This window comes from Microbacterium sp. LWH7-1.2 (assembly GCF_038397755.1).
In the GTDB taxonomy this organism is placed as follows: domain Bacteria; phylum Actinomycetota; class Actinomycetes; order Actinomycetales; family Microbacteriaceae; genus Microbacterium.
This window is the reverse complement of the sequence record NZ_CP151637.1, coordinates 4,174,677-4,198,031: the sequence shown is the minus strand read 5'-3', so window position 1 is coordinate 4,198,031 and position 23,355 is coordinate 4,174,677. Positions and strand designations below refer to the sequence as shown.

General features: G+C 69.7%; 25 protein-coding genes. 13 read left to right on the top strand and 12 right to left on the bottom strand.

The window, feature by feature from the left end:
• The first annotated feature begins 33 nt into the window (after positions 1-33).
• Positions 34-501 carry a peptide-methionine (R)-S-oxide reductase MsrB gene (gene msrB, locus MRBLWH7_RS19495; RefSeq protein WP_341997507.1) on the top strand — a complete coding sequence of 156 codons (468 nt, stop codon included), beginning with the start codon at positions 34-36 and terminating at the stop codon, positions 499-501.
• The gene (gene msrA / locus MRBLWH7_RS19490; protein ID WP_341997505.1) at positions 498-1,052 is read left to right on the top strand and encodes a peptide-methionine (S)-S-oxide reductase MsrA; all 555 of its coding nucleotides are present in this window, start codon (positions 498-500) and stop codon (positions 1,050-1,052) included. The genes msrB and msrA overlap by 4 nt, the downstream gene beginning before the upstream one ends.
• Positions 1,053-1,124: 72 nt before the next feature.
• Here msrA and MRBLWH7_RS19485 read toward each other — a convergent pair whose 3' ends face one another.
• The 6 genes from MRBLWH7_RS19485 to MRBLWH7_RS19460 all read right to left on the bottom strand — a co-directional run bounded on the left by MRBLWH7_RS19485 (position 1,125) and on the right by MRBLWH7_RS19460 (position 7,618).
• Positions 1,125-1,745, bottom strand: coding sequence for a GyrI-like domain-containing protein (locus tag MRBLWH7_RS19485; protein ID WP_341997504.1), 621 nt, complete (start codon positions 1,743-1,745; stop codon positions 1,125-1,127).
• Positions 1,742-2,833: a phosphogluconate dehydrogenase (NAD(+)-dependent, decarboxylating) gene (gnd, locus tag MRBLWH7_RS19480; protein ID WP_341997503.1), complete on the bottom strand. Its 1,092-nt coding sequence runs from the start codon at positions 2,831-2,833 to the stop codon at positions 1,742-1,744. The genes MRBLWH7_RS19485 and gnd overlap by 4 nt, the downstream gene beginning before the upstream one ends.
• A gap of 59 nt (positions 2,834-2,892) precedes the next feature.
• On the bottom strand, positions 2,893-3,588 hold the full coding sequence (locus MRBLWH7_RS19475) for a DUF1345 domain-containing protein (RefSeq protein ID WP_341997502.1): 696 nt from the start codon (positions 3,586-3,588) through the stop codon (positions 2,893-2,895).
• 84 nt (positions 3,589-3,672) lie between these two features.
• Positions 3,673-5,373, bottom strand: a complete 1,701-nt coding sequence (locus tag MRBLWH7_RS19470; protein ID WP_341997501.1) for an AarF/UbiB family protein — start codon at positions 5,371-5,373, stop codon at positions 3,673-3,675.
• A gap of 125 nt (positions 5,374-5,498) precedes the next feature.
• On the bottom strand, positions 5,499-6,059 hold the full coding sequence (locus MRBLWH7_RS19465) for a PadR family transcriptional regulator (RefSeq protein WP_341997500.1): 561 nt from the start codon (positions 6,057-6,059) through the stop codon (positions 5,499-5,501).
• A gap of 140 nt (positions 6,060-6,199) precedes the next feature.
• On the bottom strand, positions 6,200-7,618 hold the full coding sequence (locus tag MRBLWH7_RS19460) for an NAD(P)/FAD-dependent oxidoreductase (RefSeq protein ID WP_341997499.1): 1,419 nt from the start codon (positions 7,616-7,618) through the stop codon (positions 6,200-6,202).
• Positions 7,619-7,770: 152 nt separating this feature from the next.
• On the opposite strand from MRBLWH7_RS19460, the gene MRBLWH7_RS19455 reads away from it, so the two are divergent.
• The 6 genes from MRBLWH7_RS19455 to MRBLWH7_RS19430 all read left to right on the top strand — a co-directional run bounded on the left by MRBLWH7_RS19455 (position 7,771) and on the right by MRBLWH7_RS19430 (position 12,827).
• Positions 7,771-8,595 carry an ATP-binding cassette domain-containing protein gene (locus tag MRBLWH7_RS19455; protein ID WP_341997498.1) on the top strand — a complete coding sequence of 275 codons (825 nt, stop codon included), beginning with the start codon at positions 7,771-7,773 and terminating at the stop codon, positions 8,593-8,595.
• A complete protein-coding gene (locus MRBLWH7_RS19450) occupies positions 8,592-9,263 on the top strand; it encodes an ABC transporter permease subunit (protein ID WP_341997497.1) in 672 nt (223 codons plus the stop codon). Before MRBLWH7_RS19455 ends, MRBLWH7_RS19450 begins: the two co-directional genes overlap by 4 nt.
• Entirely contained in the window at positions 9,260-9,985 is a 726-nt protein-coding gene (locus tag MRBLWH7_RS19445; RefSeq protein ID WP_341997496.1) for an ABC transporter permease subunit, read from the top strand. Before MRBLWH7_RS19450 ends, MRBLWH7_RS19445 begins: the two co-directional genes overlap by 4 nt.
• A gap of 28 nt (positions 9,986-10,013) precedes the next feature.
• A complete protein-coding gene (locus tag MRBLWH7_RS19440) occupies positions 10,014-10,928 on the top strand; it encodes an ABC transporter substrate-binding protein (protein ID WP_341997495.1) in 915 nt (304 codons plus the stop codon).
• A gap of 124 nt (positions 10,929-11,052) precedes the next feature.
• Complete coding sequence (locus MRBLWH7_RS19435; RefSeq protein WP_341997494.1) at positions 11,053-12,426, top strand: hypothetical protein; 1,374 nt, start codon at positions 11,053-11,055, stop codon at positions 12,424-12,426.
• 50 nt (positions 12,427-12,476) lie between these two features.
• Positions 12,477-12,827 (top strand): hypothetical protein, encoded by a 351-nt coding sequence (locus tag MRBLWH7_RS19430; RefSeq protein WP_341997493.1) that lies wholly within the window; start codon positions 12,477-12,479, stop codon positions 12,825-12,827.
• Here the strand turns inward: MRBLWH7_RS19430 and MRBLWH7_RS19425 are convergent.
• Complete coding sequence (locus MRBLWH7_RS19425; protein ID WP_341997492.1) at positions 12,790-13,191, bottom strand: DUF3054 domain-containing protein; 402 nt, start codon at positions 13,189-13,191, stop codon at positions 12,790-12,792. The genes MRBLWH7_RS19430 and MRBLWH7_RS19425 overlap by 38 nt on opposite strands.
• A complete protein-coding gene (locus tag MRBLWH7_RS19420) occupies positions 13,188-13,931 on the bottom strand; it encodes a sulfurtransferase (protein WP_341997491.1) in 744 nt (247 codons plus the stop codon). The genes MRBLWH7_RS19425 and MRBLWH7_RS19420 overlap by 4 nt, the downstream gene beginning before the upstream one ends.
• Positions 13,932-14,179: 248 nt before the next feature.
• On the opposite strand from MRBLWH7_RS19420, the gene MRBLWH7_RS19415 reads away from it, so the two are divergent.
• Entirely contained in the window at positions 14,180-14,401 is a 222-nt protein-coding gene (locus tag MRBLWH7_RS19415) for a hypothetical protein (protein ID WP_341997490.1), read from the top strand.
• A 13-nt stretch (positions 14,402-14,414) separates the two neighbouring features.
• Here MRBLWH7_RS19415 and MRBLWH7_RS19410 read toward each other — a convergent pair whose 3' ends face one another.
• The gene (locus tag MRBLWH7_RS19410) at positions 14,415-15,830 is read right to left on the bottom strand and encodes an amidase (RefSeq protein ID WP_341997489.1); all 1,416 of its coding nucleotides are present in this window, start codon (positions 15,828-15,830) and stop codon (positions 14,415-14,417) included.
• 326 nt (positions 15,831-16,156) lie between these two features.
• Here MRBLWH7_RS19410 and MRBLWH7_RS19405 point away from each other — a divergent pair, with 326 nt between their 5' ends.
• Positions 16,157-16,528 carry a hypothetical protein gene (locus tag MRBLWH7_RS19405; protein WP_341997488.1) on the top strand — a complete coding sequence of 124 codons (372 nt, stop codon included), beginning with the start codon at positions 16,157-16,159 and terminating at the stop codon, positions 16,526-16,528.
• 60 nt (positions 16,529-16,588) lie between these two features.
• Positions 16,589-17,197, top strand: a complete 609-nt coding sequence (locus tag MRBLWH7_RS19400) for an ArsR family transcriptional regulator (RefSeq protein WP_341997487.1) — start codon at positions 16,589-16,591, stop codon at positions 17,195-17,197.
• A 13-nt stretch (positions 17,198-17,210) separates the two neighbouring features.
• Here MRBLWH7_RS19400 and fdhD read toward each other — a convergent pair whose 3' ends face one another.
• Entirely contained in the window at positions 17,211-18,137 is a 927-nt protein-coding gene (gene fdhD, locus MRBLWH7_RS19395; protein WP_341997486.1) for a formate dehydrogenase accessory sulfurtransferase FdhD, read from the bottom strand.
• A gap of 1 nt (position 18,138) precedes the next feature.
• Positions 18,139-19,245 carry a GTP 3',8-cyclase MoaA gene (moaA, locus tag MRBLWH7_RS19390; RefSeq protein ID WP_341997485.1) on the bottom strand — a complete coding sequence of 369 codons (1,107 nt, stop codon included), beginning with the start codon at positions 19,243-19,245 and terminating at the stop codon, positions 18,139-18,141.
• Positions 19,246-19,474: 229 nt separating this feature from the next.
• Between moaA and MRBLWH7_RS19385 the strand changes: the two genes are divergently transcribed.
• Together MRBLWH7_RS19385 and cydB are read left to right on the top strand one after the other, a co-directional pair.
• A complete protein-coding gene (locus tag MRBLWH7_RS19385) occupies positions 19,475-20,920 on the top strand; it encodes a cytochrome ubiquinol oxidase subunit I (RefSeq protein ID WP_341997484.1) in 1,446 nt (481 codons plus the stop codon).
• Between the two features lie 18 nt (positions 20,921-20,938).
• Complete coding sequence (gene cydB / locus MRBLWH7_RS19380; RefSeq protein ID WP_341997483.1) at positions 20,939-21,973, top strand: cytochrome d ubiquinol oxidase subunit II; 1,035 nt, start codon at positions 20,939-20,941, stop codon at positions 21,971-21,973.
• A 44-nt stretch (positions 21,974-22,017) separates the two neighbouring features.
• Here the strand turns inward: cydB and MRBLWH7_RS19375 are convergent, their stop codons facing one another.
• Positions 22,018-23,304: an alpha/beta fold hydrolase gene (locus tag MRBLWH7_RS19375; RefSeq protein ID WP_341997482.1), complete on the bottom strand. Its 1,287-nt coding sequence runs from the start codon at positions 23,302-23,304 to the stop codon at positions 22,018-22,020.
• Between the last annotated feature and the right edge of the window lie 51 nt (positions 23,305-23,355).

Here is a 23,355-nt window from a genome sequence, read left to right as displayed (position 1 = left end):
CGCCGCAGCCAGCCGCGTCGAACTGGAGGAACCGTGAGCAACGAGTACCGCAAGACCCCCGAGGCGCTGAGCCGCCTCACCGACACCCAGTACCGCGTGACACAGGAGGACGGCACCGAGCCCGCTTTCCGGAACGCCTACTGGAACAACCACGAGCCCGGCATCTACGTCGACGTCGTCTCAGGCCAGCCGCTCTTCTCGTCGACCGACAAGTACGACAGCGGAACCGGATGGCCGAGCTTCACCAAGCCGATCGAGCCCGACGCCGTCTCGACCAAGAAGGACTGGAAGCTGCTCCTGCCGCGCACCGAGGTGCGCTCGTCGGGCGCCGACAGCCATCTGGGCCACGTCTTCCCCGACGGCCCACGCCAGGCCGGGGGCCTGAGATACTGCATGAATTCGGCCGCACTGCGCTTCGTGCCCGCCTCGTCGCTCGAGGACGAGGGCTACGGCGCCTACCGACACCTCTTTACCACCGAGAACCAGGAGCACGCATCATGACCAGCGGTCCCTTCGACACCGGCGAGATCACCCGCACCCCCGGCACTGAGACGGCAGTCCTCGCCGGCGGCTGTTTCTGGGGCATGGAGGACCTCATCCGCCGCCAGCCCGGCGTGCTCGACACCCGAGTCGGCTACACCGGCGGCGAGAACGCGCACGCGACCTACCGCAAGCACCCCGGTCACGCAGAGGCGGTGGAGATCGTCTTCGACCCCACGAAGACCTCGTATCGCGACATCCTGGCGTTCTTCTTCCAGATCCACGATCCGTCGACCCTGAATCGTCAGGGCAACGACATCGGCTCCAGTTACCGCTCCGCGATCTTCCCCCTCTCGCCTGAGCAGGCCGAGGTCGCGCGCGACACCATCGCCGACGTCGACGCGTCGGGGCTCTGGCCGGGCAAGGCGGTCACCACGATCGAGCCCGCGGGCCCGTTCTGGGAGGCCGAGCCCGAGCACCAGGACTACCTGATCCGCATCCCGAACGGCTATACGTGCCACTTCCCGCGGGCCGGATGGGTGCTCCCCAAGCGGGCCGACGCGACGGCGTAGGAACAGACGAGAACGGATGCCGCGACCCGGCCGGGTCGCGGCATCCCTCGTTCGGATCACAAGGAGTGAGGACTACCCCGCCGTTTCGACGGGCTGGCGCAGGATCGTGCGGAGCTTCTCGGGCGCGGCGCGGCGGGGGTCGGTGAGGTAGATCTCGTGGTGGAGGCCGCGCATGCGCAGGCCCGCCCCGGGAATGAAGTGCTCGTGCATCTCGGCGAGCACCGGCGCCTCGTCGTCGTACGACCCGACGTGCAAGGTCTGCACGCACCGTCCCTCGGCGAGCTCCGCCAGGCGAAGTCGATCGATGGCGGGCGACCCGCCTTTGGCCGAAGCCGTCTCCCGCGCGCGATCGAAGTGGCCGACGTCGAGCCACTCGGGGACGAGGCTCATCATCGTCCAGCTCCACCGGGATTTGTCTCGCTCGGAGGTGAATGCCGACATGTCGTCGGACCACCACAGACCCTCCAGGGGCATCACGACGTAGTCGCGTCCGAGTTCTGCCTTGCTCAGGAACTTGAGCTTGTAGGCGACACCGAACACGGCCGCCACGGCGTCGCCGTACTCCTCCGACGTGTTGGGGTCGCCGTGGCCGTCGATCATGAGATACCGCATCGGCGGGAGGTCGACGAGCTCGAACGACCCCCGCGGTGCGGTGTACGCCCTGATCGACTTCTTCAGATCGAGCTTGGTCACGACGCGTCCGCGGCCGTCTCCGACTGGCCGCTGCTCGACGACTCGGACTTGCGCGAGCCCGCTTCGAGCACGTCGCCCGCGGGCAGCTCTTGGTGTCCGCCGAACTGCAGACGCATCGCCGAGAGCACCTGGTTGGCGAAATGGTCCTCGTCGCGCGATGCGAAGCGCTCGAAGAGGGATGCCGCGAGCACCGGTACCGGAACACCCGTGTCCACGGCGGCCTTGACCGTCCAGCGGCCTTCGCCGGAATCCGACACGCGCCCGGCGAGCCCGTCGAGCGTGGGGTTGCCCTGGAGCGCCGCCGCGGTCAGGTCGAGCAGCCACGACGAGATCACCGAGCCGCGACGCCACAGCTCCGCGACCTTCGGGGTGTCGATCGTGAACTGGTAGAACTCGGGTTCCTCGAGGGGTGCGACTTCGGCCGAGTGCTCGGCTTCCTGAACACCGGCGTCCGCGTGCTCGAGGATGTTGAGGCCCTCGGCGAGCGCAGCCATCACGCCGTACTCGATGCCGTTGTGCACCATTTTCACGAAGTGGCCCGCACCGGACGGTCCGCAGTGCAGATAACCCAGCTCCTCGGGGGCGAAGTCCCCCACGCGGCCCGGCGTGCGCTCGACCTCGCCGCCGCCGGGCGCGATGGTGCGCAGGATCGGCTCGAGACGTGCGAACGCCTCGTCAGGTCCGCCTACCATCAGGCAGTATCCGCGCTCGAGGCCGAACACGCCGCCGCTCGTGCCGACGTCGACGTAGTGGATGCCGGTCTCCCGCAGTGCTGCCGCGCGTCGCACGTCGTCGCGGTAGTTCGAGTTCCCGCCGTCGATGATGATGTCGCCCTCGTCGAGCAGTGCGGCGAGTTCGTCGACGACCTTGCCGGTCAGCCCGGCGGGGATCATGAGCCAGACCGCGCGCGGCGCCTCGAGCTTGCTGACGAGATCGGCGAGGCTGTCGGATCCGACGGCGCCCTCACCCGCGAGGGCGGACACGGCGTCGGGGCTGACGTCGTACGCGACGCACTCGTGCCCGTCCCGCATCAGGCGCCGAACGATGTTGCCGCCCATCCGGCCGAGGCCCACCATTCCCAGCTGCATCGCATCTCCTTCGCTCGTCTGCGGCGCGAGCCCCGTGCCCCGGCGCCCGTCCTCGAAGTCTAGAGATCGACCAGGTTCGCGTTGATGATCGTGCTGAATGCCAGCACGATGATGAGCGCATTGAGGAAGAAGCTCGTCGTCGTGTGCCAGACAACGGTCCACCTCATCCGGGTCGTGACGACCTGCACGTCCGAGACGGAGAACGTCGTCGCGTTCGTGAAGGAGAAATAGACGAAGTCCGCGAGCCTCGGGCTCTCCGTCCCGGGGAAGATCAGGGGCGGGATGATCGCGCGCCGATAGCGGCGGTCGTAGATGCGCGCGAAGCCCCAGTGGTAGAGCGCCCACGACAGCAGCATCGCCACCACTCCGATGAGCTCGACCCAGCCCGCCCACTTGGGGTCGTTGCGGAGCACGAGTATCTCGGTGGCGGCGATGATCCCTACGGCGCTGGCCAGGAAGGTGGCTGTGACGGTGATCGCCGCAACCAGCGGGTGCGTGTCGAACTCTCCGATCCACCGCGGTGCGGCGCTGCGGGACCGCTTCACGCTCACACCGACTGCGATCACGGATGCGAGCCAGTAGAACGCGCCGACGGTGCACCACCCGACGAGAGCGTCGAGGGTCGGTTCCTCGCCATCCGCGAAGATGATGAGGAGGCCGAGCCAGATCAGCGCCAGCTGCACCAGCAGATCCGCGACCCGCACGATCACCGCCCAGACCACACGCACCCCCGAGGACAGGTTCCTGCGTGCCACCGTAGCGTGTGGGGTCCCCGGCGAGCCGCACGTGCACGAGGGCGCAGCATCCGTCATCCGAAATCTCGGCGAGTGGACGCGAGCTCAGCCGTGCGGTCCGCGCCGGCCGGAGAATCCCGCGAACAGCGCGTACAGCAGCGGCACGAGCGAGCCGATCATGAGCACGGTGCCGATCGTGAGGTCTTCGGCTCGCAGCACCGACCCGCTGATGAGCAGTCCGGCGAACAGCACCGCCGCCACGACGCGCCGGATCAGGCGCTCGAGGCGGCGCAGCCAGCGGTCGAGCTTCGGCACGTCCGCGACGAGGCGACCGTCCTCGATGCGGGTCACCATGTCGTCGAGGCGCCGCGGCAGCCGGGCCATCACACCCGCGACCGACGCGGCTTCCTGCGCGACGGCCTTCGCGGCGTTGCCCCGCTCGTCGCGCAGCAGTTGGGCGGCATAGGGCTCGACGGCGTCCCACACGTTGAACGCGGGGTCGAGCGAGCTGCACATGCCGCTGGTGAGCGAGACCGCGCGGATGATCAGCAGGAAGTTCTCGGGCAGCTGGAACGGCAGCGACCGCATCACGTCGCCGAACTCCTTGGCGAACTGCCGGAACTCGCGCGGGTCGACCTGCTGCAGCTCCGCGAACCCCATGCCGCCGAAGCGCCCGAACAGCGCCGTCATCGCGCGTTCGAGCTCGACGGTGTCGGCCGACGGCAGCAGCACGCCGACGGCTCGGATGCTGTCGATCATCTGTCCGCTGTTGCGCGAGGCGACCGCGATCATGAGCCGCTGCAGATCGTGCCGCAGCTTGTCGGGGACCTCGCCCATCATCCCGAAGTCGATGAAGGTGAGGGTCCACGGGCGGCCGGTGTCGCCGGCGGCGCGGGTGACCGGCGTCACGAAGATGTTCCCCGGGTGCGGATCGGCGTGGAAGAACCCTCGCAGGAACAGCTGGTCGAACATCACGTTCGCGAACTCGACGGCGACCTGGGCGGGATCGATGCCCGCGGCGCGCAGACCGTCGACGTCGTTGATCTTTATCGCGGTGACGTCGGCGAGTGTCAGCACCCGACGGGTCGTGCGCTCCCAGGCGATCTCCGGCACCGTCACGCGGGGATCGCCCGCGAAGTCCGCGCCGAACCGCTCCGCATTCTGCGCCTCGTGCAGGTAGTCGATCTCCTGGCGGCTGGTGTGAGCGAACTCCTCCACCAGCGCCGGCAGGTCGACGTGGTCCCGCACGACCCGCACGCTGCTGAGCCAGCCGGCCACGCGGCGCAGCGCCGCCAGGTCGACGTCGACGATCTCCTCGATGCCCGGTCGCTGCACCTTGACGACGACGTCGGCGAACCCGGTCTCGGCGGCGTCGGCGGGTGTCAGCCGCGCACGATGCGCCTGTCCGAGGGAAGCCGCGGCCACGGGCGTCTCGTCTACCCACTCGAACGCGCGGCCGAGGGGGACGCCCAGCTCGGACTCGGCGAGGTCGCGGATCGCCGGGAAGGCGACCGGCGGGACCTCGTCCTGGAGACCCTCCAGCTCCTTGGTGATCTCCGGCGGCAGCACGTCGAGCCGCGACGACAGGAACTGGCCGACCTTGATCATGAGCCCGCCGTACTGGACGGCGAGCACATGGAACCTGCGCGCGATGTTCTGCAGACGGCGGGTGCGGCCGCGGGCGGCGAGCGCGCCGAAGCCGAACCGGGGCAGGACGAGCTCGAACCACCAGGCCTGGACGATGTAACGGCCGGCGAAGCGCAGGATCCGGCGATAGCGGGCGCGCGCGTTCCCGACGTCGGCCATCGAAGCTCCTCGGCGGTGGTGGTCAGCGGATTGCGGGGTGCCCGCGGTCCCGGTCGCCCGGGATCGTGCGCGCCCACCCTGACCCCGTGGGTCCGGACCGACGCCCTCTGCCGGTGGGCCGGCCGTCAGTCCTGAGCCAGGATCGAGTAGAGGTTACGCCGCGCGTCGTCGAGCACTTCGACGGCCTTCGCCACCTGCTCGGGCGTGCCGCTGCGACCGACGGTCGCGGCCGCCTGGGCGAGCTTCGCGCCGGCCTTCGGCAGCGCTGTGGCACGCCCGGAATCGCGCGACCCGGCCGACTCCCACGGCGCGGACTGCCCTTCGGCCGCCGCGGCCGCTGCCCGGCCCGCCTCGGTGAGCGAGTACGTCTTCTTGCCGTTCGATTCCTCGGCGGCGACGAGTCCCTCGTCCGCGAGCAGCTGCAGCGTCGGGTACACCGAGCCGGGGCTCGGCTTCCACGCGCCGTCGCTGCGCTCCTCGATCTCCTGGATGATCTGGTAGCCGTGCATGGGCTTCTCGGCCAGGATCGCGAGGACCGCAGCCCGCACATCACCCTTGGCGACGCGCGGCGAGAAGCTGCGCTCGAAAGTGTCCTTCAACTGCTCCATCGCGTCCCAGAAGCTGCTCGGAAGTCCCGAGCCCTGCGCTCCCGGACGCGAACCGAATCCCTGGAATGAACCGCTCATGGCGACCTCCCGAACGAGCGTGTGCCGATACCCTGACGATACCTACCGATATATCGGTGAACAAGGGCTGGGGCTGAGCGTTCGCTGTGCAGTCCGGCGGGCGCCGCCATCCCGCGGCCCCGAAGCAGCGCGGGTGCGGATCAGCGGCCGTACTCCTCGAGCCACCGCAGCCACACCTCGCTGATCGTCGGGTACGACGGCACCGCGTGCCACAGACGGTCGATCGGAACCTCGCCGACGATCGCGATCGTGGCGGCGTGGAGCATCTCGCCCACGTCCTGCCCGACGAACGTCGCACCGACGAGCACCCGACGCTCCTCGTCCACGATCGCCCGCGCCCGACCCTGGTAGTCATCGGCGACCTCGCTCGCGCCCGCGATCCAGTACAGGTCGTAATCGATGACACGGATGCTGAGTCCCGCCTCGCGGGCGGACTTCTCGGTGTGCCCGACCGCCGCGATCTCGGGGTCGGTGAAGATCACCTGCGGAACCGCCGAGTGATCGGCTGTCGCGACGTGCCTGCCCCACGGGGCGTCGTCGACCTCGGCCGCCTTCGCCCGCGCCGCGATCACATCGCCCGCGGCACGGCCCTGGTACTTGCCCTGGTGTGTGAGCAGCGCGCGGTGGTTGACGTCGCCGACGGCGTACAGCCACTCCACCCCGCGCACGCGCAGTGTGTCGTCGACGTCGAGCCATGAACCCGGCTCGAGTCCGACCGCCTCCAGGCCGAGGTCCTCGGTCCGCGGCACCCGGCCCGTCGCCACCAGCACCTGGGCGGCCCGGACCAGAGACCCGTCCGACAGCGACAGCACCACCTCGCCGTCGTCGTCGCGCGAGACCCGCTCGACGTCGACGCCGGTGCGGACGGTGGCCCCGGCATCTGTCAGCGCCTTCTCGACGGCCTCGCCCGCGAAGGGCTCGACGCCCCGCAGCAGGCCGGAACGCGCGATGAGGGTGACGGTGGAGCCGAACGACGTGTACAGCGTCGCCATCTCGCTGCCGACGGTGCCACCGCCGAGCACGGCGAGCGACGCCGGCACGTCGCGCACGCCCGTGGCCTCGCGACTGGTCCACGGCTCGACTTCGCGCAGGCCTGGGATGTCGGGCAGGAGCGCTGCCGAGCCGGTCGACACCACGACCGCGTGGCGGGCGATGAGCACCTTCTCGGTGCCGTCGGCATCGGTCACGGTGACCTCGCGCTCGCCCGTCAGGCGTCCGTGGCCGCGAACCAGATCGATGCCCGCGCCCTGCAGCCACTCGACCTGCGACGTGTCATCCCAGTCGTGCACGAGCTCGTCGCGGCGCACCAGGGTCCTGGCCACGTCGACGGCCCCGGTCACTGCCTCTGCGGCGCCCTTCACGCGGCGAGCGGCCCGCACCGCCGCGCCCGCCCGCAGCATCGCCTTCGAGGGGATGCATGCCCAGTACGAGCATTCGCCTCCGACGAGCTCGCTCTCGACCACGACGACCGACATGCCTCCCTGAGTGGCCCTGTCTGCGACGTTCTCCCCCACAGGGCCGCCGCCGATCACGATGAGGTCGTACTCCCGCGCAGTCATGCGCCCTAACGTAGCGGCCGGCGATGACACGACGAAGCGGTTGCCCGCCGCGCGCGCAGACGGAAGGATGGCGCAGGTTACGGCACCTGTCCAGCTTCGGCCGCCATGTCGGCGGCCTGTGATTATCTGGGAACCCCGGCCGAAAGGGCAGCATGGCGATCGAATTCCGTGGGGTCTCGAAGCGTTATCCGGACGGCACGGCCGCGGTCGAGGACTTCAGCGCCCTCATGCCCGCCCACAAGACGACGGTGCTCGTCGGCTCGTCGGGAAGCGGCAAGACGACACTGCTGCGCATGATCAACCGGCTCGTCGACCCCACCGGCGGGGTCATCACCATCGACGACGAGCCGATCTCGCAACGCGATCCGGTGACACTGCGCCGGGGCATCGGGTATGTGCTGCAGAACGCCGGGCTGCTCCCGCACTTCTCCGTCCTCGACAACATCGCGACGGTCCCCGTGCTGAACGGCGTCCCCAAGGCGAAGGCGCGCGAGCGCGCACTCGAGCTCATGGATGTCGTGGGCCTCGAACGCGGACTCGCCAAGCGCTACCCGAGCCAGCTGTCCGGGGGCCAGCAGCAGCGCGTCGGCGTCGCCCGCGCCCTCGCGGTCGACCCCAACATCCTGCTGATGGACGAGCCGTTCGGCGCGGTCGACCCCATCGTGCGCCGCGAACTGCAGACCGAGACGCTGCGGCTGCAGAAGGAACTCGACAAGACGATCGTCTTCGTCACCCACGACATCGACGAGGCGTTCCTCCTGGGCGACCAGGTGGTGATCCTCGAGAAGGGCGCTCGCATCGCCCAGATCGGCAGCCCGAGCGAGATCATCGAGAATCCGGCGAGCGACTTCGTGGCCGACTTCATCGGCGTCGAGCGGGGCACGCGCGCGCTGCACGCCAGGCACACCGATCGCGGCACGGTCCTCGTGGACGCCGCCGGCCGCACCCAGGGCGTGCTCGTGGAGGACGAACGGTGAACTGGGTCTCCGACAACCTCGATCTGATCTGGGCGCTGACCGTCGATCATCTGCGGCAGAGCGCGATCGCGATCGTCGCAGGCTTCGTGCTGTCGGTCCCGTTGGGTTGGCTGGCGTTCCGGTACACGCCGCTGCGCGGCACCGTGCTCACCCTCGTCGGGCTCCTGTACACGATCCCGTCGTTCGCCCTCTTCGCCCTGCTCACCCTGTTCGGCATCCCGTTCCTTTCCGAACTGAACCTCCTGGTCGCCCTGACGATCTACGCGGTGGCCATCATGACCCGCTCCGTCACCGACGGGCTGGCCTCCGTCGACCCCGTCGCGCGGTCGGCGGCGATCGCGGTGGGCTTCGGGGCATGGCGCCGGTTCTGGACGGTGGACTTCCCGCTCTCGGGCCCGGTGGTCCTGGCCGGGCTGCGGGTGACGGCGATGTCGACGATCTCGCTCGCCACCGTGGGCGCCCTGATCGGCGTCGAGAACCTGGGCTACCTCTTCACGAACGGCTCGCAGCGCCGGATCATCGCCGAGGTGTTCGCGGGTGTCGTCGCCGTGGTGGTCATCGCGGTGATCGTCGACGTCCTGCTCATGCTGGCAGGCCGCGCACTCATGCCGTGGACGCGACGTCGGAGCACACCACGTCCGGGCCGGCTTCGGGCGGTGACAGCATGAATCTCCTCGCCGAGGGACTCGCGTGGATCTTCTCGCCCGCCCGCCTCACGGGCACGCTCACCTTGCCGACCGCGATCGCCCAGCATCTCGCGTTCACGTTCGGCTCCGTCGCGATCGCCGCGGTCATCGCGATCCCGATCGGCTGGCTGATCGGCCACACCGGCCGCGGTCGCGAGATCGCGGTGTTCCTGTCGGGCGCCGCGCGCGCACTGCCGGCCCTCGGACTCGTCGTGCTGCTGGTCATGCTCTTCGGCGTGAACCTCAAGACCGAGGCTGCGGTGACGGTGTTCGTTGTCCTGGCGATCCCGTCGATCCTCGCCGGCGCTTACGCCGGCATCGAATCGATCGACCGCAGTGTGATCGACGCGGGCCGCGCGATGGGAATGACCGAATGGCAGATCCTGTTCAAGATCGAGATGCCCCTCGGCTTGTCGCTCCTCATCGGCGGACTCCGTTCGGCGACCTTGCAGGTGGTCGCGACGGTGACCATCGCGGCGTATGTCGGCCTCGGCGGACTCGGCTTCTTCATCATCCAGGGCATCAACCTCCGTGACTTCCCGGAGATCTTGGGGGCGTCGATCGTGGTGGTCGCCCTCGCACTCGTGCTCGATGGCCTCTTCGCCCTGCTCGCCCGCTTCGCCGTGCCACCCACCGACGGCCGGCGCATCCGTTCCCGGGTCGCCGCATCGCCGTGGATCCGTATCCCGCAATTCTCCCGCTGACCCCCACCACCACATCGGAGGTATGACAATGTCCACAGCACGAACCCGGCTGGCCGTAGCCCTCGCCGGAACCGCGGTCGCAGCACTGGCTCTGGCAGGGTGCGCCTCGAACGACCCGCTCAGCGGCGAGAACACCGACACCGGCGACACCGGCGACTCGTCGGCCATCGTCATCGGCTCGCAGGCCTATTACTCGAACGAGATCATCGCCGAGATCTACGCGCAGGCGCTCGAGGGCGCCGGCTTCACGGTCGAGCGCAACTTCAACATCGGACAGCGAGACGCGTACCTCCCGTCGCTCGAGGACGGCTCCATCGATCTGTTCCCCGAGTACACCGGCAACCTGCTGCAGTACTTCGAGCCCGACACGACGGCGACCACTCCGGACGACGTCTATGCGGCCCTGCAGGATGCCCTGCCCGACGGGCTGACGGTCCTCGACCAGTCGCCGGCCACTGATCAGGACTCCTACAACGTCACGTCCGCCTTCGCCGAGGAGAACGGACTCACTTCGATCGCCGACCTCGCGGGCATCGACGGCCTCGTGCTCGGCGGTCCGCCCGAGCTCGAAGAGCGCCCCTACGGACCGAAGGGCCTCGAAGAGGTCTACGGCGTATCCGTCTCGTTCAACCCGACCGCCGACACGACGGTCGACGAGCTGGTGGCCGGCAACATCCAGGTGGCGAACGTCTACAGCGCCGATCCGCGTATCGAGACCGACAAGCTGGTCACGCTCGAAGACCCTGAGGGCCTCTTCCTGGCGTCGAACGTCGTCCCCCTCGTGAACGCCGACGTCGCGGACGAGATCGCCGACGTGATCAACGCGGTGAGCGTCGCGCTGACCCCGGAGGGCCTGGTCGCCCTCAACGTCGAGTCGACGGTGGACCAGCGCTCCTCGGAGGACATCGCGAAGGACTGGCTCGCGGACAACGGCCTGAGCTGAACCATCGGAGCCCCGCCACAGCGCCTCCTTCGCCGCCTCACAGGTCGCGGAGGAGGCGCTGCCGCGCTCACCAACGCCCACGTTCGCTAAGTTGGGCACGCAGGAGACCGAGAACAGGAGCCCCATGTCCGATCCCCTGACTCCGGGTGCACAGGGCGAGCCCGTCCCCACCGGCGGCGGCTCCGATCCGGCGGCCCGCGACGACGCTCCCGCCCCACGGCCTTACAGCGCGCCCGATCTCGCCGAAGCCCGGTACGCCGTCCCCGCTTACGCGGCTCCTGAGCCCGGCGAAGCGGCACCGCCGTCCGGCGCCCCCGTGCACTACGCCGCCCCGCAGGGCTACGCGCTGCCCGGCGGCGACCCCGGAACAGTCGCCACCGGCCGCGTGCTCCCCCCGTACGCACGCCCCGCCACCCACCCGGCGCCGGGCGCCCCCGTTGCACCGGCCTATCGCGGCGCGCCGGGGTACCCCGGCGCAGCCGGATGGTCGGCGAACCAGCCAGGCGTCGCCTTTCCTCCATCAGGTGGTCGTGACGAGCGGCCGAGGACGCTGGCGATCATCGCGCTGGTCCTCGCTGCCGCCGGCGTGCTCCTGGCGTTCGTCCCCTACGTCGCGGGCGCCTTCAGCCCCGGCTGGCTGTCGTTCCTGCTCCTGTTCGCGGCGTTCGTGCTCTCGATCGTCGCACTGGCGAGCCGCAATCAGGGCGGAAAGGGGATCGGCGTCGGCGCGCTGATCACGTCGATCCTCGGCGGCTTCCTCACGATCGTGCTCGCCGTCGCGTGGGTGTTCGGATCATTCGGATCCTCGTACGACGGCTACGCCGAGCCGGGCGGGGAAGACGGCTACTCCGACGACCCCTACGACGACTACAGCGTGCCCGGAATCACGGCCCCAGGCACCGACGGGCAGCCCGACCCCGGCGTAGAGTTCGCTCCGCCCGTCCAGCCCGCGGTCGTCGAGACCGCGTTCGGACACGAGTACGACGACGTGTGGTGGTACGTCGTGGTCGTCGACAACCCCAACACGGACTACGTCTTCGACGCGTACATGGAGGCTCGCGCCGTGACCGACGACGGGTCGACCGTGGCCCCGTCGAGCGCGTTCGCGACCCTCCTCGCCGGCCAGACCGCCATCGTCGGTTACTTCTTCGGGGTCGGTGACACGCAGATCACGAGCATCGACGTCTCTCTTCCGCGGGCGACGGACGCGACCCTCTCTCCTGCCGACGAGACCGGGGCGTTCACCGTGGACGGCACGACCCGATCGTCGAGCGACAGCGGTGCGACGTCGGCGACAGGCACGGTGACCGGCCGCTTCGCGGAGGACCAGCGGTACGTCAGCATCACCGCGCTGGCCCGCACCGCCGACGGGGCGATCGTGGCAGCCGCCACCAGCTCCATCGAGAACGTCCCCGGCGATGGCACGCCCGTGCCGTTCGAGGTGTGGTTCAGCGAGCTCCCGGCCGACGCGACGTTGCAGGCGTTCGCGCACCGTTGACGGCGCAATCACGGATGCTGCGGCCATCGTCGCGACGTACGCTGGGCGTCATGACGATCGGCGACGCGATGGTGTGGGCATTCGTCTGTCTGGTCGTCGCACTGCCGCTGTACTTCTTGTGGTTCGCGTTCGACACGCACCGTCGCCGCCAGCGAGGGGAGACGCCGTCGCACTCTTCCGGCGGTCTGCTCGGTGTCGAGGAGTTCTTCTACCCGACCGCGGAGAACGCCCGCGCGGTGTGGGAGGCCGAGCAGATCACTCCGGCGCCCGCGCCGCTTCCTGGCGACGGCCCAGGCGTGATCGAGGGGAACCGGATCGTCATCGAGACCGGGCTCCGAAGGACACCCCGAGCCCGCGACGACTTCAGCGTCGGCGCACGCGGCGCACGACCGCGACGATGACGCGCCACCCCACCAGTGCGACCAGCAGCGTCAGCGACGCCACGACGATGAACGGAATCGCGGCGCCCTGACCGGATGCCCAGCGCAGCAGCATCCCGCCCCCGACGGTGATCGCCCAGACGCCCACCCCCGTGCGTACCGGCGCCGCGGGCGCGCGCCACGCGCGGGTCACGAGCCAGCCGATGCCGAGGGCCGCCAGGAACGGCCAGGCGGTCTGCGACAGGCCGATCCAGACGTCGGAGTCGTGGCTCGCGCGACCGATCGCGGCGAACGTGATCACCAGCACGACGTCTGCCGCGAGCGCGATCAGGACAGCGGCGCGACCGGCGGAACGAGCGTCGCCGGCGGGCTCGGAGCGGCTCACGCGACTGCTCCCGACCGCGGTGCCAGGCCCGGGGTCAGCGCTTCCCGCTCGTCGAACACGAAGCAGTCGCCGCTCCAGTGGTCCCCGCCCACGTGCTCGAAGTAGCCGAGGATGCCGCCGTCCAGCTGGTACGCCTCGACGCCGACCTCGCGCAGGTAGATCGCGGCCTTTTCGCAGCGGATGCCGCCGGTGCAGTAACTCACGACGGTCTTGCCCTCGAGGTCGGGCGCTGCGGCGGCCGCGGCATCCGGGAACTGCGTGAACCGCTCGATCCGCCAGTCCAGCGCGCCGTCGAAGGCGCCGTAGTCGACCTCGAACGCATTGCGGGTGTCGAGCAGCACCACCTCGCGGCCGTGGTCGTCGTGGCCGCGGTCCAGCCAGCGACGGAGCGTCGCAGGGGCGACAGCGGGCGCTCGGTTGCCCTCGGGACGGATGGTCGGGTGGTCCATGCGAATGATCTCGCGCTTGACCTTGACGAGCATCCGACCGAAAGGCTGCGCTTGCGACCAGCTCTCCTTGGTCTTCAGCGCGGCGAAGCGCTCATCGTCCCTCAACTCGTGCACGAAGCCGCGCACCGCTTCGGCGTCTCCCGCGAGGAAGAGGTTGATCCCCTCTTCGGCGAGCAGGATCGTGCCCTTCAGCCGCGCAGCGACCGCCCGCTCGCGCAGCACCGGCCGCAGCTCGGCGGTGTCATCGATACGCGTGAACAGGTACGCCGAGATGTTGAGAACGGATGCCACCCCTCCAGCCTACGGAGCCCGCTACGGCGTCCCGTACGAGAGGCGCCGTCACGCGCCGGTTCGCGTGGCGAGCCGTCGACGCCGCGGCCGCGTCGGTCCCGGTGTCGCGCTCATACCGTTCCCTGTCGCTGACGCGTAGACCCGCACCGCCTCCCGGTCAAGGGCCTCGCTGCTTCCGGCCCGGCGCCGCAGGCTGGGATCACGTGCGGGGGCGCGCAGCGCCCCCTCGATCCTCCCCAGGAGACGTCATGACCGACCCCACCGTCCCCGAACCGCTCCCGGACCAGACCCCGCCGGGCGAGATGCCGCCGGCACCCGGCTTCCCCGGACCCGGCAGTCCTGACCCCGGACCCGGACCAACCATCCCGACGCCGCCGGACGAGCCGCCCGCCCCGTGGCCCGAAGAACCGCTCGCGCCGCACCCGGAGGAACCGCCGTTCCCGCGGCCGCCGGAGACGCCGACCCCATAGGCCGAGCGCCGGGTCAGACGAGCGACGGAATCGGGGGAAGGCGCGGAACCGCGGCCTCGACTGCACGGCCTGCCTGGAACAGCACCTCCTCGCCGAAGGCGGGGCCGATGAGCTGGACGCCGGTGGGCATGCCGTCGCCGCCGAGGCCGGTGGGCAGCGCCAACGCGGGCAGTCCGAGGAAGTTGACGACCACCGTCAGCCAGAGGTCGCGCCACGCACGGTCCGCCGCCTCCTTCCCGCCGAGGTCGTAGTCCGGTTCCCGCATGCGCGAGATCGACACCGGTCCGAGGATCACGGGCACGTCGACCATCAGCCGCCGCCACTCCGCCGCGATCACTGCGCGCCGCGCCCACGCCTCCGCATATTCGCGCGCCGACGCGTAGGGGCGCGCCGCCGCGGTGCTGTCGCGCAGGAAGGCGGTGGCCGAACGCCCGAGCGGCTGGCCGAGGGCAGCCGGGTCGAGCGAGATGAGCATGTCGGTGCATGACAGCCGCCGCCACAGCACGGCCGCCTCCTCGAGCAGCGGAGCCGCGACATCGACGACCTCCCAGCCGGCACGCATGAGGGATGCTGCGGCCCGGTCGATTCCGCCGGCAACCTCCGGATCTACGGCCAGGCCTGCAAAGTCGCGCACGACGCCGACTCGCCGCGGCAGCTCGTCGTCGCGCGCCGCGGGCGCGGCGACCGACACCGGGTCGTCGGCATCCCATCCCTGCATCTCCCGGAGGGCGAGCGCGACATCTTCGACGCATCGCGCCATCGGGCCGTTCACCGAGAACAGCTGCAGCGTGAGTGCCACAGACTGCCCCTGCACCGCCCCGCGCGGCACGCGCCCCTGCGACGGGCGAAGGCCCACGACCCCCGTCGCGTAGGCCGGGAGGCGGAGCGAGCCGCCGAAGTCGTTGCCGAGGCCGAGGGCGCTCATCCCGGTCGCCACCGCGACCGCGTCGCCGCCGCTGGATCCGCCGACGCTGCGGTCCGGATTCCACGGGTTTCGAGTGCGCCCGAACAGGTCGTTGTCCGTGTCCCACCGCATGCCGAAGTCGGGCATGTTGCCGCGTGCGACGGGCACGGCGCCGGCGCCTCGCAGACGACGGACGATCGTGGCGTCCCGGGCGGGCAGGGCGTCGGCGAGTCCCCGCCAGCCGTTCGTGGTGGCCGACCAGGCGAGGTCGATGTTCTCCTTCACGGAGATCGGCACGCCCGCGAGCGGTCCGGGATCGCGCCCCTCCGCGAGCGCGGCATCCACCTCCGCGGCGGCCGTCCGCGCACGGTCGGAGAACACGACCGTGAGCGCGTTCAGACCGGGACCCACGCGCGCGATGCGGGCGAGATGCTCCTCCACGACCTCCTGCGCCGTCACCTCCCGCGCCCGCACGGCGGCGGCGATCGCGGCGACGGAATCGGGGGGAGGCAGCGGCTGGCTCATGTCGCTCCCATCCCACCACGGGAGGACCCGTGCACCGGTGACCGGCACCTGCGGCTAGCACTCAGGAGACCCACAGGCAATACCCCTTGTGCCGAACACCCACGGGCGTACCTTGATCTCAGACCCCGCGAACGCCGTCCCGAAGCTCCACCCCCTGACGGGCGACACTCGTGGATGGTGAGCGCGGAGATCGCTCCCCCAGTGGCGTTTCTCCCTGGCGCCCCGACGCTGTCCGCCCGTCCCCGCCGGCGGACAGCGCCATGTCCGGCGCGAAATCGTGCGAATCGTACGATGCCGCGCCATCCCGCGCCACTAGAGTCATGCCCATGGCATCAGGCAAGCAGCAGCAGAAGCCGGAACCCGAGCTCCGCGGCGGGGTCCTCTCGGGCGGGGGAAGCTCCACCCTGTGGGGCTGGCTCATCGGACTCGTGGTCTTCGTGTTCGTGGCGGTCCCCATCTCCATCGCGGTGCGCTTCGCGACCCACCCCTCGACCAAGGAGCTCTTCGGCGGCCGCCTGGAGGAGGCGACCACCGGCGCCTATTCGGCGTTCTGGTGGATCGTGGCCCTGTTCTTGTTCGCCATACCCGTGCTGGTCGGCTGGGGCGTCGCCAAGCTCTCCGGCCGCACGCTCGCGATCATCGTCGGCATCGTCGCGGTGTTCTTCATCGCGATCCTCATCTTCGGCCAGCTGTTCTGATCCCACGCGGATGAGCCCGCGCGCACCGGAGTCGTCGCGGCGTCCGGCGATAATGGGACCATGACGACCGGGTACAGCGCGATATCGAGCTACTCCCGCGTCGAGATCATGCACCTCCTGCAGGAGCGCCCGCGGCGGGCGATCTCCGAGCTCGTCGACGCGACCGGCCTGCACGCCAACACCGTGCGCGAGCACGTGCAGCGCCTCATCGACGCCGGGTACGTGATCGCCGAGACCGAGCACCGCACGACGCGCGGACGCCCGCGCGTGCTCTACTCCGCGGCCACCGGCTCCGACGCGGGCTCGAGCCCCGTCGCCGTCCGCCGCGCGGAGGAGGCGGCTCGTCGCGGAGATCTGCTGCGTCGCGTGTACGGATCCGACACGGATGCCGAACTCGGCGCCGATGCCCTGCACCAGCTCGACGCACTCGTGGAGGACCTCGGCGACGCCGGCTTCGACCCTTTCGTCGACGAGCGCGACCTCACGGTCGACCTGACCCCCTGCCCGCACGTGCCCGCCGCCGAGCACCGCGGCGTGCTGTGCAGCGTCCATGTGGGTCTCATCGACAGCGTGCTCGCACAGGCCGGCGGCCCGCTGCGCGTGGAGGGCATCGCCGCGTCGTGCGACCCGACGCAGTGCATCGTGCAGCTCGCCGCCACACGCGGCTGAATGCCGGGGGCGGTCAGCGCACCGGCGCGGCCACCCGCACGCGCCCCGGGCGGGAGTAGACGTTCATCGACGACCCGCGTACGAACCCGACGAGGGTGAGCCCGGACGCTGCGGCCAGCTCGACGGCCAGGGACGACGGCGCTGAGACCGCTGACAGGATCGGGATGCCGGCCATCACCGCTTTCTGGACGAGTTCGAAGCTCACCCGGCCCGAGACCTGCAGCACGGTTCCGCTGAGGGGCAGCCGGTCGTCGAGCACGGCCCAGCCGATCACCTTGTCGACGGCGTTGTGCCGGCCGACGTCCTCGCGCAGCACGAGGAGCTCGCCGGACGCGGCGTCGAACAGGGCCGCGGCGTGGAGACCCCCGGTCTTGTCGAACACCTGTTGCCCCGCCCGCAGCTCGTCGGGCAGACCCGTGAGAAGTGCGGCGTCCACCGCGGCGGCATCCGCGCCGACGTCGTAGCGGGACTGCTTCTCGATCGCCTCGATCGACGCCGTGCCGCAGACACCGCACGAGCTCGTGGTGTAGAAGTTGCGGGCGATGTCGGTCACGAGCGGCGCGAGTTCGGGAGCGAGCGCGATGTCGAGCACGTTGTAGGTGTTCTCCGTCGACGCCGCCGGCGCCACGACCGCCGGCACGGGGCCGACGCCGATCGTCAGCAGCGGCGTCGGCGGTACCGAGCCCGTGCCCGGTCCACCGCAGTGGATCGCGGAGCGGAGATCGGCGGCCGCGGAGATCACGCCTTCCGACACCAGGAACCCGGCCGCGAGCTCGATGTCGTTTCCGGGGGTGCGCATCGTGACGGTCAGCGGCTCCCCCGCGACGCGGATCTCGAGCGGCTCCTCGACCACGAGCGTGTCGGCGCGGCGACGCACGACGGCGTCACCGTCGTTCAGTACGATGCGGGTGACGGGGGTGCGGGTGGTGATGCGGCCCATCTCAGCCGCCGATCGCGTTCATACCGCGCACCGGCTGCAGGAACGACGGGTCGTTGATCGCATGCCCCGGCAGCTTGCCGTGCACACAGGAACGCAGCATCCCATCCACCTGCCCGTCCTCACCACCGCCACGCAGGATCGGCAGCAGGTCGTACTCGGTGGCCGAGAACAGGCAGTTGCGCAACTGCCCGTCCGCGGTGAGCCGCAACCGGTCGCAGTCGCCGCAGAACGGCGCCGTCACCGACGCGATCACCCCCACCGAATGCGGCCCGCCATCCAGCAGCCACCGAGCCGCCGGCGCACCGCCCCGACCCGGCACCGGAGTCAGCGTCCACCGCCCGCGGAGCGTCGCGAGGATCTCGTCCTGCGTCACCATCCGCGACCGGTCCCAGGTGTGCCCGGCATCCAACGGCATCTGCTCGATGAACCGCATCTGCGCATCGTGGCCGGTCGCGAACTCCACCAGATCGACCAGCTCGTCGTCGTTCACATCCCGCATCGCCACCGCGTTCAGCTTCACCGGCCGCAACCCCGACGCCGCCGCCGCCGCGATCCCCGCCAGCACATCATCCAGCCGGTCCCGGCGGGTCAGCGCGTGGAACCGGTCCCGGCGCAGCGTGTCGATCGAGATGTTCAGGCGGTCAAGCCCCGCGTCGACCAGGCCCGGCAGCAGCTCCGCCAACCGGATCCCGTTCGTGGTCATCGCGATCTCCACCGGCCGGCCACCCGGACCCGTGATCGCCGCGAGCCGGCGCACCACCTCCACGATGTCGGCCCGCAGCAGCGGCTCGCCACCGGTGAGCCGGAACGTCGTGATCCCGTCCGCCGCCGCCACCCTCGCGATACGCACGATCTCGTCCAGGCTCACAATGCTCGACTTCGCCAGCCACTCGTTGCCCTGCTCCGGCATGCAGTACGTGCACCGCAGAGAGCACCGATCCGTCAACGAGATCCGCAGATCCCGATGCACCCGCCCATGCGTGTCCACCAACGGGGCACCGATCGTGGCAGCCGGCGCAGCGACCCCCGCCGCCGCGGACACGCCGACATCAGCGGATGCCGCGGAAACAGGCACCCGCCGCCCGATCGTCACCGGGATCGCACTCACGCGCCCGGCTCCGATCGCTGTGCCCGGCTTGCCATGTTTCCGAGGGTAGTCGCGCCGCGGACGGCGGGCGCCGCTGCCGCGTCATTATTCACGGCGGGAAGGCTCGCCTCGGCACCGGATTCCTGGGAATCTGGGTGCACCGGGCGCCCGATGGGGCTATGTCGCCCGTGTGGTCTGACCACATGCTACGGTGATCAGACCCAGTCCGGAACGATCGGAGAATCGCATCGTGGATCTGCTGGACCCCCTGCTGCTGGCACGCTGGCAGTTCGGCCTCACGACGCTGTACCACTTCCTCTTCGTCCCCCTCACGCTCGGCATGGCGCTGACGGTCGCGATCTTCCAGACCGCGTGGTTCCGCACCGGCAACGCGAAGTGGCTCCATCTCACGCGCTTCTTCGGGAAGATCTTCCTGATCAACTTCGCGATGGGCGTCGTGACGGGCATCGTGCAGGAGTTCCAGTTCGGCATGAACTGGTCGTCCTACTCGCGGTTCGTCGGAGACGTGTTCGGGGCGCCGCTCGCCTTCGAGGGCCTGATGGCCTTCTTCTTCGAGGCGACGTTCATCGGCCTCTGGATCTTCGGCTGGGACAAGCTGCCCAAGGCGCTGCACCTCGCGAGCATCTGGATCGCGACGATCGGCGCGTGGTTCTCGGCGTACTTCATCCTCGCCGCGAACGCGTTCATGCAGAACCCCGTCGGCTTCAAGATGGCCGAGGATGGCTCGCGCGCCGAGATGACCGACTTCTTCGCGGTGCTGACGAACCCCGTGGCCCTCGCGGCGCTCCCCCACACCCTGTTCGCGGCGTTCATGATGACCGCGGGAGTGATCGTCTCGATCTCGGCCTGGCACCTGCTGCGCAAGCAGAACGTCGAGATGATGCGCTCTTCGCTGAAGTTCGGCCTGTGGGGACTGATCGCCGCTTTCGCCGGTGTCGCGATCTCGGGCGACCAGCTCAGCCTCGTCATGGTCGCGACGCAGCCGATGAAGATGGCCGCTGCCGAGGCGATGTTCAACAGCGCCTGCGGAGCGGACGCCTCGTTCTCGATCTTCACGCTCGGCACACCCGACGGGACGAGCGAGCTGTTCTCGATCCGCGTGCCCTACCTGCTGGCGCTGCTGTCGACGCACTCGTTCGACGGCTGCGTCGAGGGGATCAACGACCTCAACAACCTCTACACGACCGAGCTGTTCCCGCAGTTCGCCGACCAGGTCGACGGCAACTTCGCGCCCATCCTGTGGGTCACCTACTGGGCGTTCCGCTGGATGATCGGCCTCGGCGGCGTCGCCGCGCTCGTCGCGGTCGTCGGCCTCTGGCTCACGCGCAAGAAGGCCACGCGCGAGGTTCCCGCCTGGGCCTGGCGTCTGGCTATCTGGGCGTGGCCGGCATCCCTCCTCGCCATCCTCGTGGGCTGGGTCTTCACCGAGATGGGCCGTCAGCCGTGGATCGTGTTCAGCCTCATGCTGACCGAGGACGGCGTCTCGCCCTCGGTGCCCGGATGGACCGTGCTCATCTCGCTGACCGCGTTCACGCTGATCTATGCGGCGCTTGCGGTGGTCGAGTTCGGCCTCATCCTCAAGACGACCACCGCGGGTCCTGAACCCCTCCCCGAGCCGGGGGCGCCGGACGCGCGCGACCTGGCGGTCGAAGACACCCCGACGACGGTCTACTAAGGGCTGCAGGAGCACATCATGGATCTCGCCTACCTCTGGTTCTGGATCGTCGGCTTCCTCTTCGTCGGCTACTTCGTGCTCGACGGGTTCGACTTCGGCGTCGGCATGTCGTTGCCGTTCCTCGGCAGGAACGACATCAGTCGTCGCCAGGTCATCAACACGATCGGCCCCGTGTGGGACCTCAACGAGACCTGGGTCATCGTCGCCGGCGCCTGCCTGTTCGCGGCGTTCCCCGAGTGGTACGCGACGCTCTTCAGCGGGTTCTACCTCGCGCTGCTGCTGATCCTGCTCGCGCTGATCCTCCGCGGCGTCTCGTTCGAGTACCGGCACCAGCGCGATTCGCTCAGGTGGAAGAAGGGCTTCGACACGATGATCGTGGTCGGCTCCGCAGTGCCGGCGCTGCTGTGGGGCGTGGCCGTCGCGAACATCGTGCAGGGGGTGCCGCTGGACGCGGACCACGAGTTCACCGGTTCGCTGCTGACCCTGCTCAACCCGTACGGTCTGCTCGGCGGTCTGACCACGCTGCTGCTGTTCTTCACCCACGGCGTGTACTTCGTGGCGCTGAAGACCGACGGCCAAGTCGCCGCCGACGCCCGTCGTCTGGCTGGGCGAGCGGGTCTTCTCACGATCGTGGTCGCCGCCGCCTTCCTCGTGTGGACTGTCGGCATGGCGTTCTCCGAGGGCCGCGACTTCGCGATGATCACGGCGGTCCTCTCGGCCGTGGCGGCCGTGCTCCTCATCGCCTCGTGGATCTCGAACGCCCGCGGCCGAGAGGGCTGGGCGTTCGGGTTCGGCGCGTTCACGATCGTGACCGCCGTGCTCGCCGTGTGGTTCGCGCTGTTCCCGTACGTCATGCCTTCCACAGGCGATCCGTCGGGATCCCTCACGATCGAGAACGCGTCCAGCACCGACTACACGCTGACGATCATGTCGTGGGCGGCTCTCATCTTCCTGCCGCTGGTGCTCGCCTATCAGGGCTGGACGTACTGGATATTCCGCAAGCGCGTCACCCGCTCCCGCATCGAGCAGGCTGCGACGGCGCCCGCGCACTGAGTCGGATGACAGGACGGATGCTGCGGGCCGCAGCATCCGTCTCCTCACTTGGCCGACAGCCCCAGAACCGGATACATCACGGTGACCCCCTCCTGCAGTCCGCCCGTCAGCGCATCGCCGACATGACCGGCACCGGGCACCTCGTAGTACGTGACCGTCATACCCACGGTCTGCGCCTCGGACGACACGTCCTTGGCAGCCTGGATGTAGGTCGGATCCTCCGAGCCGGTGGTGAACACCGCGGTCATGCCGTCGTAGGTCCCGGAGGGGGCGGCCTTCATGATCTCGATCGGCTTGGCCGCCTCGAACGCCGCAGTGTCGCCGCCGTAGATCGTCGTGGTGACGCTCCCGGGATCCTCCGATCCGGGGAACGGCTCGCCCGAGATGTCGATGAGGTTCTTCCACTGGTCGGGGTATTTGGCGAGGTACTTCACGGCGCAGCCGCCGCCGTTGGAGTAGCCCGCGATGACCCAGTACTTCGGGTCCTGGATGATGTGCAGGTTCTGCTTCGCCCACGCGACGACGTCCTCGGTGACGTAGGTCTCGGCGTTGCCGTAGGCCTTCGAATCGGCGCACGCGGGGTCGTTCCCATCGGGTCCGAGCTGATCGGGAACGATGACGATCGGCGCGAGCCCGTTGTTCTTCGACGCGAAGTCGTCGAGGACGCCGGCGATGTAGCTCGGGTCGGGGTTGCCCGGGTGGCCCATCATCATGATGACCAGCGGAAGGGCGGGGGCGTCCGCGACCAGCGCCGCCGGCGGCAGGTAGACGCCCGCCGCTCGGGCGGTGAAGCCCGAGTCGGTCGCGGGGATGACCTGCGTGCCCTGCTGCCCCTTCGCGGGCATGTCGGCGGGCGGTTCGAACGTCTCGTACAGCGGGCCCGCGTCGGGATCGGCGGTCGCGGTGCTGGTCGGGACGACGATCGGGTTGTCGTCGATGATGCCGAACAGGCTGCCCAGGGTCGGATTCAGGTTGTAGAACGCGTTGATGCCGATCGTTCCCGCGATCACGAAGATGACGATGCCGATCACAGCCACGACCTTGCGCCAGAGCGGCGAGCGCCAGAGGTTCGCCACCGCGATGCCGATCGCGGCGAAGGTGGCGGTCGCCCACCACACCACGGGGTCGGGGACCGCGTCGCCGAACGCATTCGTCACGTCCGCGAGGATCCCGATGCCGAGACCGACGAGCGCACCGACGACCAGCGCGGTGAGCGCGGTCAGCACCCACCGCTTGGTGGGCGTGCGGATGAGCAGCACCAGGAAGAACGCGACGGCGAGGCCGTAGACGATCCAGGGCACCGGACCGTCGATGATCGGGATGCTCCACATGGCGCCTCGGCCCCCTTCGCGCGGTGCGACACACAGTAGCGGTCGCCGCAT

Bases quoted from the DNA above. Each gene is read 5' to 3' on its own strand.
- MRBLWH7_RS19465 (WP_341997500.1), bottom strand. From the start codon at position 6,059: ATGAGCGGTTCATTCCAGGGATTCGGTTCGCGTCCGGGAGCGCAGGGC.
- MRBLWH7_RS19460 (WP_341997499.1), bottom strand. From the start codon at position 7,618: ATGACTGCGCGGGAGTACGACCTCATCGTGATCGGCGGCGGCCCTGTG.
- MRBLWH7_RS19375 (WP_341997482.1), bottom strand. From the start codon at position 23,304: ATGTGGAGCATCCCGATCATCGACGGTCCGGTGCCCTGGATCGTCTAC.
- cydB (WP_341997483.1), top strand. From the start codon at position 20,939: ATGGATCTCGCCTACCTCTGGTTCTGGATCGTCGGCTTCCTCTTCGTC.
- MRBLWH7_RS19400 (WP_341997487.1), top strand. From the start codon at position 16,589: ATGACGACCGGGTACAGCGCGATATCGAGCTACTCCCGCGTCGAGATC.
- msrA (WP_341997505.1), top strand. From the start codon at position 498: ATGACCAGCGGTCCCTTCGACACCGGCGAGATCACCCGCACCCCCGGC.
- gnd (WP_341997503.1), bottom strand. From the start codon at position 2,833: ATGCAGCTGGGAATGGTGGGCCTCGGCCGGATGGGCGGCAACATCGTT.
- MRBLWH7_RS19435 (WP_341997494.1), top strand. From the start codon at position 11,053: ATGTCCGATCCCCTGACTCCGGGTGCACAGGGCGAGCCCGTCCCCACC.
- MRBLWH7_RS19440 (WP_341997495.1), top strand. From the start codon at position 10,014: ATGTCCACAGCACGAACCCGGCTGGCCGTAGCCCTCGCCGGAACCGCG.
- MRBLWH7_RS19405 (WP_341997488.1), top strand. From the start codon at position 16,157: ATGGCATCAGGCAAGCAGCAGCAGAAGCCGGAACCCGAGCTCCGCGGC.
- fdhD (WP_341997486.1), bottom strand. From the start codon at position 18,137: ATGGGCCGCATCACCACCCGCACCCCCGTCACCCGCATCGTACTGAAC.
- MRBLWH7_RS19415 (WP_341997490.1), top strand. From the start codon at position 14,180: ATGACCGACCCCACCGTCCCCGAACCGCTCCCGGACCAGACCCCGCCG.
- MRBLWH7_RS19470 (WP_341997501.1), bottom strand. From the start codon at position 5,373: ATGGCCGACGTCGGGAACGCGCGCGCCCGCTATCGCCGGATCCTGCGC.
- MRBLWH7_RS19455 (WP_341997498.1), top strand. From the start codon at position 7,771: ATGGCGATCGAATTCCGTGGGGTCTCGAAGCGTTATCCGGACGGCACG.
- MRBLWH7_RS19430 (WP_341997493.1), top strand. From the start codon at position 12,477: ATGACGATCGGCGACGCGATGGTGTGGGCATTCGTCTGTCTGGTCGTC.
- MRBLWH7_RS19410 (WP_341997489.1), bottom strand. From the start codon at position 15,830: ATGAGCCAGCCGCTGCCTCCCCCCGATTCCGTCGCCGCGATCGCCGCC.
- MRBLWH7_RS19445 (WP_341997496.1), top strand. From the start codon at position 9,260: ATGAATCTCCTCGCCGAGGGACTCGCGTGGATCTTCTCGCCCGCCCGC.